The sequence below is a fragment of the Limosilactobacillus coleohominis 101-4-CHN genome (genome assembly GCF_000161935.1).
GTDB lineage: Bacteria > Bacillota > Bacilli > Lactobacillales > Lactobacillaceae > Limosilactobacillus > Limosilactobacillus coleohominis_A.
On sequence record NZ_GG698802.1, the window covers coordinates 64,448 to 77,111 of the forward strand.

A 12,664-nucleotide genomic window follows, 5' to 3' on the forward strand; every position below is an offset into this window, starting at 1 on the left:
TAATTGTGGTGATTTATGGATGGGATCAGGTCAATTATGACCTCTTTTTTTATTATAAAAGGAAAAAATCCCATTAATAAATTACCGAAGGTAATTCATCAACAGGATTTAGTGTAGAGCCAATCCTTATTTCTTGGGTTGCTTTTTCTGATCCTTTTGCTTTTTTGACGTTTTTGGATTTGTCTTTTTAGCCTTCTTCGGATCAATCGCAAAGTTTTCGAATAACTTATCTAGTTGATCACTGCGTCGGGTTACTAATCCCATCGTATCACTTCCTTTTGCTGATAACGTCAGTATACCATAGTTATATTGTATATTGTTTGAATATAAAACGTAAATAGCGAAAATATATTCAAAAATGTTGCATAATAATGAAAAACTCGGTATAATACCACCATAAATATTAGGCGACGGGGGAATTATCATGACAGATGAAGTAATGATTAATATTAAGAATCTTACCAAAAAATTTGGTAACAATACCATCTTAAATAATATCAATGGTGAAGTTAAAAAAGGACAGGTGATTTGTATCATTGGTCCTTCCGGTGCCGGTAAGTCAACTTTCTTGCGGTGTCTTAATCAATTAGAGAAGCCCACAAGTGGTTCTGTTGAAGTCGAAGGGACAGAACTTACGAACCTGAATGAAAAGGAAGTACAAAAGGTTCGCGAAAAGATGGGGATGGTTTTTCAAAGTTTTAATCTTTTTCCGAATAAAACTGTACTTGAAAACGTTAAACTAGCACCCAAAAAGGTTAAGAAAATTAGCGATAAGGATGCGACAGCTATTGCTCAACAATTATTAGCTGAAGTTGGGATGGGTGAGAAGGCTGATGCATATCCCGCTAGTTTGTCTGGTGGACAACAACAACGGGTTGCGATTTCTAGAGCGCTTGCAATGCGTCCTGATGTAATGTTATTCGATGAACCTACAAGTGCATTGGACCCAGAAATGGTTGGAGAAGTACTGAAGGTAATGCAACAATTGGCTAATGATGGAATGACAATGGTAGTTGTTACCCACGAAATGGGCTTTGCCAAAAATGTGGCTGATCAAATTTGGTTTATGGCGGATGCTGGGATTCAGGAGAAGGCATCGCCGGAAGACTTCTTTGCTCATCCACAAACGGCTCGGGCTAAAGAGTTTTTACAAAAAATTTTAGATGCTTAAAGTGTTAATTTAAACTGGTTTGCTGAAGAGGCAACCAGTTTTTTTAATATTTTTTGCGTTCATATGTTCGCTTGTTATAAAATATATAGGAATATTTTAGAAAGGGGAATATGATGGCGACTGAATATTTAGAGCACAAATTAGCATTGCTTCCCGATAAACCGGGGTGCTATATTATGAAAAATATTAATGGTCAGATCATTTATGTGGGTAAAGCCAAAAATCTCAAGAACCGGGTCCGCTCTTATTTCAAAAGTAGTCATACCGGTAAAGTGGCGGCAATGGTTGCTGAAGTTGCCGATTTTGAGACGATTATTACCTCAACCAATAAAGAGTCGTTTCTCCTTGAAATTACCTTAATCCAAAAGCATCAGCCTTACTTTAACATTAAGCTAAAACAGGGAACAGGTTATCCATATATTAAAATCACGAATGAGCGTGATCCCCAAATTATGATCACTGGGCAAATTAAAAAGGATGGTGCCTATTATTTTGGACCATATCCTAACGTGTATGCAGCTGAAGAAACGGTTCATTTTATCCAAAAGGTTTTTCCGTTACGTCGTTGCAATGGTTATCAAGGACGACCTTGTCTTTATTATCACCTTGGTCAATGTCTAGGAGCCTGTTTTAAAACCGTTCCCAAAGATAAGTATGAGCGGCAAATCAAACGAATTAAGTCATTTTTAAATGGTAATACTGGTCAAGTTAAACGCCATCTTACCAAACAAATGGAGGCTGCTGCCGCTAAAATGGAATACGAACGCGCAGCTGAAATCCGCGATCAAATTCATTACATTGAAGTGACTGTTGAAAAGCAAAAGATTATCTCGAGTGACGAAACTCCTCGTGATTTATTTAATTATTATATGGATAAAGGATGGCTCTCAATTCAAGTTTTCTTTATTCGTCAAGCCCGTTTAATGAAACGTGAGAAACGATTATTTCCGATTGTTGACACCGCTGTTGAAGAAATGACAAGTTTTATTTTGCAATTCTATCACCGCCGGAATAATATTTTGCCGCGAGAAATTTTGTTACCGGCTGGATTGCCAAACAAAGAGATTAGTGAAATTTTAGGTGTTCCCGTGCGCACTCCGCAGCGTGGCGAAAAAGCTGATCTGATGTCGATGGCTGAAGAAAATGCTCAATTATCACTGAGTGAAAAATTCCGCCTTCTTGAACTGGATAAAAGTAAAACTACAGGGGCAATGAAAGAAATTACTGATGCGCTGGGGTTACCATCTGGCCACAAGATTGAGGCATTCGATCATTCTCATATTCAAGGAGCAGACCCTGTTTCTGCAATGGTAGTGTTTATTGATGGAGAGCCGGCCAAAAAGCTTTATCGTAAATATAAATTAAAAACGGTGATTAATCATGCTGATGAAACCGCAAGTACTAAAGAAGTTATTCGTCGCCGTTACAGCCGTCTTTTAAAAGAAAATCAACCGATGCCGGATATGATTTTTATGGATGGTGGGGAGATCCAAATGAATGCCGTGAAAGATGTTTTGGAAAACGAGTTGGACTTATCGATTCCAGTTGTTGGAATGGTTAAGAATGATAAGCACCAGACTGCCGACCTTTTATTTGGTGATCACAATGAACACGTGGATTTGAATCCGCGAAGCCAGGCTTTTTATTTAGTCCAGAGAATTCAGGATGAAGTTCACCGTTTTGCAATTACCTTTCACCATAAGGTCCATACGAAGCATTCACTTAGTTCGCGGTTAGACGAAATTAAAGGTGTCGGTCCCCGAACCAGGAATAAATTAATGAAGAATTTTGGGTCGTTGAGCAAAATTGCGGCAGCTTCCGTCGATGATATTCATGCCCTAGGAATTAATCGGCCGACTGCGCAGCTTATCAAAGTTTCTTTGCAGAAAAACGCTGAAGTCGCCAAGGGAAGCAGTCATGATTAACTTTGACGCGTTTTGATTTATCCAATATACTAGATTAATAAGTAAATAGAACGGAGAAATAACATGTCAACATTTGTCGATCAAGTTAAAATTGAAGCTCACGCTGGAAAAGGCGGAAACGGAATGGTTGCTTTCCGTCGGGAAAAATATGTGCCGAATGGTGGTCCTGCTGGCGGTGATGGTGGCCGTGGCGGCAGCATCATTTTAAAGGTTGATGAAGGACTTCGCACTTTGATGGATTTTCGTTATCACCGAATTTTTAAATCAAAGAATGGTGGAAATGGAATGAGTAAGCAAATGACCGGTGCAGATGCCAAGGATACGGTCATCCCAGTTCCCCAGGGAACCACGGTTCGAGATCTCGATACAGGTGAAATTGTGGGAGATTTAGTAAAAAATGGTGATGAATTAGTAATTGCCAAGGGTGGCCGTGGCGGTCGTGGCAATATGCGATTTGCTTCCGCTAAAAACCCGGCCCCTGAAATTGCCGAAAATGGTGAACCAGGTGAAGACCACTACTTAGAGCTGGAACTGAAAATGTTAGCGGATGTTGGATTAATTGGTTATCCTTCAGTTGGTAAGTCAACCTTATTGTCGGTAGTCACAGGTGCTAAGCCGAAGGTGGCAGCTTATGAATTTACTACCTTAGTTCCTAATCTTGGGATGGTAATGCTCCCAGATGGTCGTGATTTCGCGATGGCGGACATGCCGGGCTTGATCGAAGGAGCATCTAAGGGTGTTGGTTTAGGTCTACAGTTTTTACGGCATATTGAACGTACCCGGGTCCTCTTGCACTTGGTAGACATGGGCAGTGAAGATCCTGAGCAGGCGATGGAGCGTTTTCGGTCAATCAATCATGAATTAGCAAGCTATGATCCAGAATTGTTAAAACGACCACAATTAATTGTGGCAACAAAGATGGATTTACCAAATTCAGCAGATAATTTGGAAAAATTTAAAAAAATGTTAGCAAAGGATCAGACGTTACCAGAAGTGCCTGAAGTATTCCCAATATCTGCTGTAACCCACGCTGGAATTGATGATTTAATGAAGAAAACTGCAGCAGTTCTGGATGCTGCTCCAGAATTCGATAGTGAAAGTCATGATAAACGGTTAATTACTCACTACGGCTTAAAGAAAGTTGATCAGAATGAACCTGAGTTTCAGATTTCTCGTGATGATGACGGTACTTGGGTACTCTCAGGGGCTAAGTTAGAAAAATTATTTGCTATGACAAATATGGATCATGAAGAAAGTCAATTGCGTTTTGCTCGCCAATTACGGCATATGGGAGTTGACGAGGCTCTCCGTGCTAAGGGGATCCAAGATGGTGATCAAGTCTGGATTGATGACTTTGTTTTTGAATTTCTTCAGTAGAATTAGAAAGTTGGTATAAGGATGCAAATTGAATTTTTGGGTACGGGTGCCGGTTCGCCAAGTAAACAGCGGAATGTTTCTAGTTTGGCATTACGCTTATTAGAAGAGCGCAATGCAATCTGGCTCTTCGATGTTGGTGAAGCAACTCAGCATCAAATTTTAAATACCACAATTCGTCCGCGAAAAATCGAAAAAATCTTTATAACCCATCTCCATGGTGATCATATTTTTGGTTTGCCGGGTTTATTAAGCTCACGATCATTTCAGGGGGGCAATGAACCATTAACCATTTATGGACCGGTTGGGATTAAAGAGTTTGTTCAAACGACGCTCCGGGTTAGCGAATCACGGCTGAGTTATCCGATTAAGTTTGTAGAAATTACCGATGATGGGCAACTTTTTAGTGACCAAACGTTCACAGTTTATGCCAAAAAGCTTGATCATAAGATTGATTGTTTTGGCTACCGGGTAGTTGAACATGATCATCCAGGTGAATTACAAGTTGATAAGTTGAAGAAATTAGGAATTCCATCAGGACCGTTGTATGGTCAATTGAAGCAAGGAAAAGAAGTTCAATTAAATGATGGAACCATCTTAAATGGTCAAGATTTTATTGGTTCACCACAAAGGGGCCGAATAGTGGCCATCTTAGGTGATACACGGAAGACAAAAAATGCTATTGCGCTTGCTAAAGATGCGGATGTTTTAGTTCATGAAAGTACCTTTGGCAAAGGGGAATCGAAATTAGCACATAATTATTACCATTCAACAAGTGCACAAGCTGCACAAATTGCTAAGCAAGCTCATGTCAAAATGTTGTTGCTAAATCACATTTCTGCAAGATATGTAGGTAAGGCTGCTTATAGTCTTGCATATCAAGTCCGGGATATTTTCCCTAATACTAGAGTAGCAAATGATTTTTATGTTTATGATATTCCGTTTAAAGGAGGTCAACCCAGATGATGCGCAGGTTAAAGTCACTACGACTATTAAAAAATAAGATTGTGTTGATTACAGGTGGTTCCAGTGGTATTGGTGCCCAATTGGCATTGGAGGCCGCTCATCGGGGAGCAATTGTTGTTGTATGTGCTCGTAATAAGGAAAAATTGGAAGAAGTGGCCCATAAATGTTTAATTTTATCAGGGCGGCCTTCTTTTGCATATGAATTGGACGTTACTGACCCTGACCAGACTGATCAGGTGTTGGATCAGGTGCGCCATGAAGTTGGTGAAATTGACGTGTTGGTGAATGCAGCTGGTTTAGGTGAAATGGTTCCGGTCGTTAACCAAAATCGCAAATCAATGGCGAAGATGGTGAACGTCAATTTATTGGCTACCATGTATCTTAGCCGGTGTGTTGCTAAGCAAATGATGGATCAAGGCTATGGGGCGATTATTAATGTTGCTTCATTAGCAGGGAAGTTGCCAACGCCAAATAGTGCGGTGTATTCAGCTACTAAGGCGGGAGTCATTCAGTTTGATAATATTTTACGGATGGAAGTTGCGGACTATGGGGTACAAGTGTTGACAGTAAATCCAGGTCCGGTCGCTACTCATTTCTTTGCAGCTGCAGATCCTGATGGTAGTTACTTATCACATGTACCATCCTGGATGATTATCGAACCTGACTCACTAGCCAAGACCGTGTGGAATAATGTCGGGTATAAAACACGTGAAATCAACGTGCCAGGATATACTTCAGCCATTGGTTGGCTTTACCAAGTGATGCCGGGAATTGGTGATTGGGCAATCAAAAAGTTTTTTGATTTTCAACAAAACAAGGATCTTTTATAAAAAACTTGAATGCATTATTAGGTGCGGTTTGTCAATCATTTAATAATGGTTCATCAGGAGCGTGAAAACGACGTCCAAAAGACATCGGCCACGCTCCTTCATTACTTTTAGGAGAATTACGATGCTAGAAACTAAATATGAATGGCAAAGGGTTGCCAATCAAGACGTGGACCTCGTTAATAACATTCAAGAACAGTGCCAAATCAATGCAGCATTAGCGAATTTACTGGTTGCACGAGGCTTTCAATCTGTTCATGAAGTACAGCTGTTTTTAAAACCGCAACTGCAACAAATCCAAAAGCCAGATCGACTTCATGATATGGATAAAGCAGTTGCTAGAATTACTCAGGCGATTAAACAAGGTGAGCAGATTACAGTTTATGGTGATTATGACGCTGATGGGATGACGGCGACTGCGGTAATGTTTGAAACTTTAGAGTCACTAGGAGCCAAGGTTAATTATTATATTCCGGATCGCTTTAAGGATGGTTACGGACCGAACCAAGATGCTTATCAACGGTTAATTACGGGTGGCACTCAACTGTTAGTAACCGTTGATAATGGGGTGACCGGTAAAAAAGAAGTTGCATTTGCCCATGATCAGGGGGTGGATGTAGTTATTACTGATCACCACAGTTTACCGGTAGAACTTCCTAATGCCGTGGCGATTGTCCATCCCCAGTATCCCGGAGATCTGTATCAATATGGCGATTTATCCGGAGTGGGGGTAGCCTTTAAAGTGGCTTGGGCCCTCTTGGGTGAATTTCCAACGGAATTACTAGATTTAGTGGCCATTGGAGAAATTGCTGACCTTGTTTCAATGGCCAAAGAAAATCACGTTCTGGTTAAGTTTGGTATTCAACAATTACAAGCGGGGCTTCGGCCAGGGATTAAAGCATTACTAAAGATTGCGGGTGTTCAAGAAGAGTCCTTGACCAGTCAGGATGTTAGTTTTAAATTAGCACCACGCTTAAATGCTTTAGGTCGGATTGCTAATGGTAATGAGGGTGTCAAGTTGTTAACGACAGTTGACGAGGATGCAGCTGAACAACTAGCCAAGGATGTTGACCAATGTAATCGTCAACGGCAGGATTTAGTTGAACAGATTACCCAGGAAGCGCTACAAAAAGCACAAGCTCCTGACAACCTTAGACGGCGGACGTTACTAATTGTTGGTCACGATTGGCATCAGGGAGTTCTGGGAATTGTTGCTAGTCGATTAGTTGAAAAAACTGGTAAGCCGACAATCGTGGCTAGTGTTAATCATGGTGAACTGGTGGCGAAAGGATCTGGTCGCAGTGTCGATGGATACGACCTTTTTGCTGCACTTGATCCCCATCGTAAATTACTTACCGCTTTTGGTGGACATGTAATGGCTTGTGGAATGTCGTTTATGATTACTCAAGTTCCAGCAATTGCGAAAGTGCTCGAACAAGCAGCCGAAGCACAACACTTGGATGCTAATCAAAAACCGCGCTTAATGATTGCGGGAACTTTGCAACCTGACGAAATTACTGAGAAGTTATATCAGCAAATTCAACAATTGGCACCCTTTGGTCCAGATAATGAAGAACCAATTTTTGAAATTACTGACCCAATTATCACTAGCAAACGTCAAATGGGAAAAAATAACGAACACCTGAAGTTTACTTTAAAAGGTACTCGACAGTCGCTAGATGTCTTGGCATTTGGCAAGGGTTCTAATGTAGATTTCTTTAGTCCCGGTGTACATCTGAAATTGGTCGGAAAAGTTGCGGTTAATAGTTGGCAAGGCCGAACGACACCTCAATTACTTTTGGAAGATCAAAAAATTGAGGGATCAGTGGTAATTGATGCGCGAGTTAAGAAACTCCAACCAACTATGTTTACGGAAAATGCTGCCTATGTTGTTTTTAATCCAGTAATCCGAAAAAATATTGCTGGGCACGTCAACGGACGGATTATTGATGTGGAACATCCAGAGCTGGGGAACTATGATAAGTTAGTATTCGTTGATGTTCCCCAATCGATAGCACAGATGGATCAAGTGCTACAAAATAGTCAAGCAGTAAGGGAAGTTAAACTTTATCTTTTTGATGCTAGTCAATCCGCGGCTGTAGCAATTCCACATCGTCCAATATTCGTAAATTTCTATCAAATAATTCGCCAACACCGACAAATAGATCTTAATCAGCAAGCAGAGGCACTATGCCAGTATTTACGGATTACTGGTGACCAATTAATTTTGATGATTAAAGTGTTTTTGGAACTCAGATTTGTTACAATTAAAAATGGCTTGTTAAAAATCTCAGCAAATCCACAAAAGGGTAATTTAGAGAAAACACGGGTTTATCAGGAATATGCTGCCCGTTGGCAAGTGCAAAAAATTCTATTAAAAGGTTCAACTAAAGAGTTAACAAGATGGGTGCAAAAAGAGCTGCATCTTAATTAAAGGAGAGACTTTTATGTCGTTAGACTTACATAAGTACGTAGTTAGTGTTCCAGATTATCCGGAGAAAGGAATTATTTTTCGGGATATTTTACCACTGATGGCAGATGGCAAGGCATTTAAGCAGGCGACGGATGAAATTGTTGATTATGCTAAAAATAAGCATGTTGACATGGTTGTTGGTCCTGAAGCGCGGGGCTTTATTGTGGGTTGTCCAGTTGCCTATGAACTGGGGGTTGGCTTTGCGCCAGCACGAAAAAAGGGAAAGTTACCACGTCCCGCAATTTCGTCCTCTTATGATTTAGAGTATGGGGAAGCAACCTTGCAAATGGAAAATGATTCAATTAAGCCTGGGCAGCGGGTGTTGGTTGTTGATGACCTACTGGCAACAGGGGGAACGATTTCCGCCACTATTGATATGGTCGAGAGAATGGGTGGTGTTGTGGTTGGCACCGCATTTATTATTGAATTGAAAGATTTGAATGGACGGCAAAAAATTGCTGACTATGATTGCAAAGCGTTAATGGAATATTAATCGGGTGTAGAAAATGATTTTATTAGTAGTTTTTGGTGGTTTAATGTTGATCTTAGGGTTTTTCTATTTAGTCAACTCTTGGCAGCAGTATCGTGAATGGAAATGGGCAACCTTTATTGTTTTAGTGAGTCTGGCTGCCACAGTTTATGGAGCAATTAATTTACCTTATTGGCATCACCATTCACAAAGCCAGCAGACAACGCAGCAAACTAAAAATGCTGATCGTAGTAGTTTTTCTTCTTTTTCCAATAATGGATTACAGTCTCAGAACGGCCAAACTCAAGAAAACAAAGAAATGGCTGTTCTAAGACAAATGCAAAAGGCTTACACTAAAATGGGTAGTGTTTCTTTTGATAGTGACTCAAAAACGTTTAAGATTCAGCCAAAAGATGGTGACGAAAGTAAGGCTATTACCTATGTGATTCAGAACCCTAGCCAAGCTGATCAAGCAGGATGGCCAAATTTAACTAAGTCATTGGTAAGTACATCTAAACAGTTGAAAAAGGTTCTTGGAAGTGGTTACTCTGTTAGCTTGATGAATCCAGATGATAGTAATGCAGCTGTTTTCACTGCTAAAGATGGTCAACAAACCTATACTGCAGTTAAATGATTCAGGAGACGTGCTCATAAAGTGCTTGCTCATTGCCAGCGAACTTGATATAATGTGAAACGTTATGGAGAGTTGGCAGAGTGGTAATGCACCGGACTCGAAATCCGGCGAACCCATGTTGAATGGGCGCGCAGGTTCAAATCCTGTACTCTCCTTAAAACTCAAGCAAGATTTGAGTGTTTGAAAAAACACCCGTGAATGAAGAATCGATCATTCACGGGTGCTTTTATTAATTATTAAGCGAGGTAGGGAGAAGTCATGAAAATCGGGATTGATCAAATGGCGTTCGCAACGACGCCATATTACATTGAATTATCAGATCTAGCAGCTGCCCGAGGGGTGGATCCAAATAAATTTAAAATTGGGATTGGGCAAGACCGACAAGCAGTTGTTCCACCTACTCAGGATATGGTTACGCTTGGTGCGGCGGCAGCAAAAAAATTGCCAAAAAATGCGTTACGACAGGTCACAACCTTAATTACTGCTACTGAATCGGGAATTGATAACTCAAAAGCAAGTGGGATTTATATTAAACGATTGTTAAAGCTAAATGATTATATTCGGGTTGTTGAAACTAAGGAAGCATGTTATTCTGCTACCGCAGCGTTGCAGTTTGCGCGAGGGCTAGTAGCACTAAACCCAGAGGAAACTGTTTTAGTGATTGCTTCAGATATCGCCCGATATGGTTTAAAGACACCTGGGGAGGTAACCCAGGGAGCGGGTGCCGTTGCCATGCTTGTAACCAAGAATCCCCATGTCCTAGCAATTGAGTCTGTGAGTGCCTCATATACAAAGGATATTATGGACTTTTGGCGCCCATTATTTGCCGCCGAAGCCCACGTAGATGGTAAGTATTCTAACCAAGTTTACGTCGACTTCTTTTTAAAGACATATCAGCGTTACATTCAGATTACTGGACGAACCTTAGCAGACTTTGCGGCAATCGCCTTTCATTTACCATACACAAAGATGGGGAAAAAGGGATTAGACGGACTGCTCAACAATGATCAAAGTCCTGTTGCACAGCGACTGCGGAATAATTTAACGGCAGAACAGCAATTTTCTCGACAGGTTGGTAATCTGTATACAGGTTCATTGTATCTGGGCTTAATCTCTTTGTTGCAAAATGGTGATGTTCAACCTAGAGAACGGATTGGATTATTTAGCTATGGATCAGGTGCGGAAGGTGAATTTTATTCTGGAATTTTGCAACCTGGTTATCAAGAATATATCGATAGTCATCTTCAGGAAGAATTGCAGAATCGACAACAGGTTACTATTGATCAGTACGAGCATTTATTTAATCAACAGCTAGGAATGTCAAGTGCTGATGTTGAATTTGATGTTAGCAGTGATCCTAGCGAGTATGTTTTAGCCGGTCAAAAGAATGCTCAACGAAACTATCAAATTCAGGATAGGCAACTATAAATTAATGAAAAAAGGGTTCCGAAGCTTGGTCATTACCAAACTTTGAACCCCATTTTTATTTAAAAGATGTTATCACGGAAGAGACCAACCACTTTTCCTAAAATGGTAACGTGATCCAAGATGATTGGATCCATCGTGTCGTTTTCTGGTTGTAAGCGATAATAGCTTTCTTCTTTAAAGAATCGTTTACAGGTTGCCTCATTATCACTAGTCATTGCAATAACAACATCACCGTTATTTGCCGTATTTTGGCGTCGAACAATAACCTTATCACCATCCAAAATACCCATATTAATCATACTGGTTCCTTGAATTTGAAGCATGAATAAGTCATCGTGATCATTAATGGTAGGCGGAATCGGGAAGAAGTCGGTTGCGTCTTGTTCCGCAAGAATTGGTTCACCAGCGGCCACAATTCCGAGAAGCGGGATTTGATTTTGTTTAGGTTCAATGCCAAGAAATGATAAACCTTCTGGAGTAATTTCTAGTGCCCGTGGTTTAGCAGGGTCTTTTTTTAAATACCCCTTTTTAATTAAACGATTAATATGACCATGGACTGTCGATGTTGACGAAAGACCAACTGCCGCGCAAATTTCGCGAACTGTTGGTGGATATCCTTGTGCAGCTACCTGCTTATGGATGTAGTTTAAAACAGCTGTTTGTTTGTCTAATGCGTTTCTTGGCATAATTCCACCTCATTTATTAATTACAATTTATTTTAGCATAGCATCATCCCTCTGTAAACGTACGTTCGCTATCTTTCTAAGATGTTGCAATCAGTGTCAGACTTGTTTAGACTTAAAGTTGCGATTAGAAGGAGGATAATTATGGCTGAAGAAAATGAACAAGATAAATTGCTGAAACGAATTAACGAATTGGCCCATAAAAATAAGGCGGAAGGGCTGACCGAAGAAGAAAAGGCTGAACGAAAAAAACTTCGTGATGAATATTTAAAGAATTTCCGTGAAGCTTTCCGGAGTAAAATTGAAATGACGCAAATTTTTGATAAGAGCGGAAAGGAAGTTACTCCAGAAAAGGTTAAAGAAATTCAGCGTAAAAAAGGGTTACGTGACGATTAATTTCAATAAAAAATTTACAATAACTAAATTGTTTTGTAATATTATTAGTATTGAATAAAAAAGGGGGGGGCAAAAAAGTTGAGTACTCTTGGTGTTATCTTATTAATGATTCTAGCTTTGTTAGTTGGGTTAGTAATTGGTTTCTTTGGTGCCCGGAAGTATATGGAAAACTACTTACGGAATAATCCACCAATTTCTGAAGATATGATGCGGACCATGATGCTTCAAATGGGACAAAAACCATCCGATCGGAAATTGCATATGATGATGCAAACGATGAAGAATCAAGCTAAGAAAGCAAATCGTAAATAAAAAANA

The 12,664-nt window shown here is 40.2% G+C and carries 13 protein-coding genes and 1 tRNA gene; 12 read left to right on the forward strand and 2 right to left on the reverse strand.

Annotated elements, in window-relative coordinates:
- Positions 1–126 precede the first annotated feature (126 nt).
- Positions 127–264: an SPJ_0845 family protein gene (locus HMPREF0501_RS08990; protein ID WP_006915802.1), complete on the reverse strand. Its 138-nt coding sequence runs from the start codon at positions 262–264 to the stop codon at positions 127–129.
- Between the two features lie 160 nt (positions 265–424).
- Here HMPREF0501_RS08990 and HMPREF0501_RS00425 point away from each other — a divergent pair, with 160 nt between their 5' ends.
- The 10 genes from HMPREF0501_RS00425 (at position 425) to HMPREF0501_RS00470 (ending at position 11,267) form a co-directional block, all read left to right on the forward strand.
- Positions 425–1,171, forward strand: a complete 747-nt coding sequence (locus HMPREF0501_RS00425) for an amino acid ABC transporter ATP-binding protein (RefSeq protein WP_006915803.1) — start codon at positions 425–427, stop codon at positions 1,169–1,171.
- 113 nt (positions 1,172–1,284) lie between these two features.
- Positions 1,285–3,096, forward strand: coding sequence for an excinuclease ABC subunit UvrC (gene uvrC, locus HMPREF0501_RS00430; protein ID WP_006915804.1), 1,812 nt, complete (start codon positions 1,285–1,287; stop codon positions 3,094–3,096).
- 63 nt (positions 3,097–3,159) lie between these two features.
- Entirely contained in the window at positions 3,160–4,473 is a 1,314-nt protein-coding gene (obgE, locus tag HMPREF0501_RS00435) for a GTPase ObgE (protein WP_006915805.1), read from the forward strand.
- 21 nt (positions 4,474–4,494) lie between these two features.
- On the forward strand, positions 4,495–5,436 hold the full coding sequence (gene rnz, locus HMPREF0501_RS00440) for a ribonuclease Z (RefSeq protein WP_006915806.1): 942 nt from the start codon (positions 4,495–4,497) through the stop codon (positions 5,434–5,436).
- Positions 5,433–6,266 carry an SDR family NAD(P)-dependent oxidoreductase gene (locus HMPREF0501_RS00445; protein WP_006915807.1) on the forward strand — a complete coding sequence of 278 codons (834 nt, stop codon included), beginning with the start codon at positions 5,433–5,435 and terminating at the stop codon, positions 6,264–6,266. The genes rnz and HMPREF0501_RS00445 overlap by 4 nt, the downstream gene beginning before the upstream one ends.
- Before the next feature lie 121 nt (positions 6,267–6,387).
- Positions 6,388–8,697 (forward strand): single-stranded-DNA-specific exonuclease RecJ, encoded by a 2,310-nt coding sequence (gene recJ / locus HMPREF0501_RS00450; protein ID WP_006915808.1) that lies wholly within the window; start codon positions 6,388–6,390, stop codon positions 8,695–8,697.
- Positions 8,698–8,710: 13 nt separating this feature from the next.
- Positions 8,711–9,229: an adenine phosphoribosyltransferase gene (locus HMPREF0501_RS00455; RefSeq protein WP_006915809.1), complete on the forward strand. Its 519-nt coding sequence runs from the start codon at positions 8,711–8,713 to the stop codon at positions 9,227–9,229.
- A gap of 13 nt (positions 9,230–9,242) precedes the next feature.
- Positions 9,243–9,839, forward strand: coding sequence for a hypothetical protein (locus HMPREF0501_RS00460; protein WP_006915810.1), 597 nt, complete (start codon positions 9,243–9,245; stop codon positions 9,837–9,839).
- A 66-nt stretch (positions 9,840–9,905) separates the two neighbouring features.
- Positions 9,906–9,994: transfer RNA gene (locus HMPREF0501_RS00465), tRNA-Ser, on the forward strand.
- Positions 9,995–10,097: 103 nt separating this feature from the next.
- Positions 10,098–11,267: a hydroxymethylglutaryl-CoA synthase gene (locus HMPREF0501_RS00470; RefSeq protein WP_006915812.1), complete on the forward strand. Its 1,170-nt coding sequence runs from the start codon at positions 10,098–10,100 to the stop codon at positions 11,265–11,267.
- A 59-nt stretch (positions 11,268–11,326) separates the two neighbouring features.
- On the opposite strand, the gene lexA is transcribed toward HMPREF0501_RS00470, so the two are convergent.
- Positions 11,327–11,953 carry a transcriptional repressor LexA gene (gene lexA / locus HMPREF0501_RS00475; protein ID WP_006915813.1) on the reverse strand — a complete coding sequence of 209 codons (627 nt, stop codon included), beginning with the start codon at positions 11,951–11,953 and terminating at the stop codon, positions 11,327–11,329.
- A 141-nt stretch (positions 11,954–12,094) separates the two neighbouring features.
- On the opposite strand from lexA, the gene HMPREF0501_RS00480 reads away from it, so the two are divergent.
- Together HMPREF0501_RS00480 and HMPREF0501_RS00485 are read left to right on the forward strand one after the other, a co-directional pair.
- Positions 12,095–12,346, forward strand: coding sequence for a DUF896 domain-containing protein (locus tag HMPREF0501_RS00480; RefSeq protein ID WP_006915814.1), 252 nt, complete (start codon positions 12,095–12,097; stop codon positions 12,344–12,346).
- Positions 12,347–12,451: 105 nt separating this feature from the next.
- Entirely contained in the window at positions 12,452–12,658 is a 207-nt protein-coding gene (locus HMPREF0501_RS00485; RefSeq protein ID WP_040455710.1) for a YneF family protein, read from the forward strand.
- The last annotated feature ends 6 nt before the right edge of the window (positions 12,659–12,664 follow it).

What these genes read in the sequence shown, in the direction of transcription:
- HMPREF0501_RS08990 (WP_006915802.1), bottom strand. Translation starts at nt 264, where the DNA reads ATGGGATTAGTAACCCGACGCAGTGATCAACTAGATAAGTTATTCGAA.
- HMPREF0501_RS00425 (WP_006915803.1), top strand. Translation starts at nt 425, where the DNA reads ATGACAGATGAAGTAATGATTAATATTAAGAATCTTACCAAAAAATTT.
- uvrC (WP_006915804.1), top strand. Translation starts at nt 1,285, where the DNA reads ATGGCGACTGAATATTTAGAGCACAAATTAGCATTGCTTCCCGATAAA.
- obgE (WP_006915805.1), top strand. Translation starts at nt 3,160, where the DNA reads ATGTCAACATTTGTCGATCAAGTTAAAATTGAAGCTCACGCTGGAAAA.
- rnz (WP_006915806.1), top strand. Translation starts at nt 4,495, where the DNA reads ATGCAAATTGAATTTTTGGGTACGGGTGCCGGTTCGCCAAGTAAACAG.
- HMPREF0501_RS00445 (WP_006915807.1), top strand. Translation starts at nt 5,433, where the DNA reads ATGATGCGCAGGTTAAAGTCACTACGACTATTAAAAAATAAGATTGTG.
- recJ (WP_006915808.1), top strand. Translation starts at nt 6,388, where the DNA reads ATGCTAGAAACTAAATATGAATGGCAAAGGGTTGCCAATCAAGACGTG.
- HMPREF0501_RS00455 (WP_006915809.1), top strand. Translation starts at nt 8,711, where the DNA reads ATGTCGTTAGACTTACATAAGTACGTAGTTAGTGTTCCAGATTATCCG.
- HMPREF0501_RS00460 (WP_006915810.1), top strand. Translation starts at nt 9,243, where the DNA reads ATGATTTTATTAGTAGTTTTTGGTGGTTTAATGTTGATCTTAGGGTTT.
- HMPREF0501_RS00470 (WP_006915812.1), top strand. Translation starts at nt 10,098, where the DNA reads ATGAAAATCGGGATTGATCAAATGGCGTTCGCAACGACGCCATATTAC.
- lexA (WP_006915813.1), bottom strand. Translation starts at nt 11,953, where the DNA reads ATGCCAAGAAACGCATTAGACAAACAAACAGCTGTTTTAAACTACATC.
- HMPREF0501_RS00480 (WP_006915814.1), top strand. Translation starts at nt 12,095, where the DNA reads ATGGCTGAAGAAAATGAACAAGATAAATTGCTGAAACGAATTAACGAA.
- HMPREF0501_RS00485 (WP_040455710.1), top strand. Translation starts at nt 12,452, where the DNA reads ATGATTCTAGCTTTGTTAGTTGGGTTAGTAATTGGTTTCTTTGGTGCC.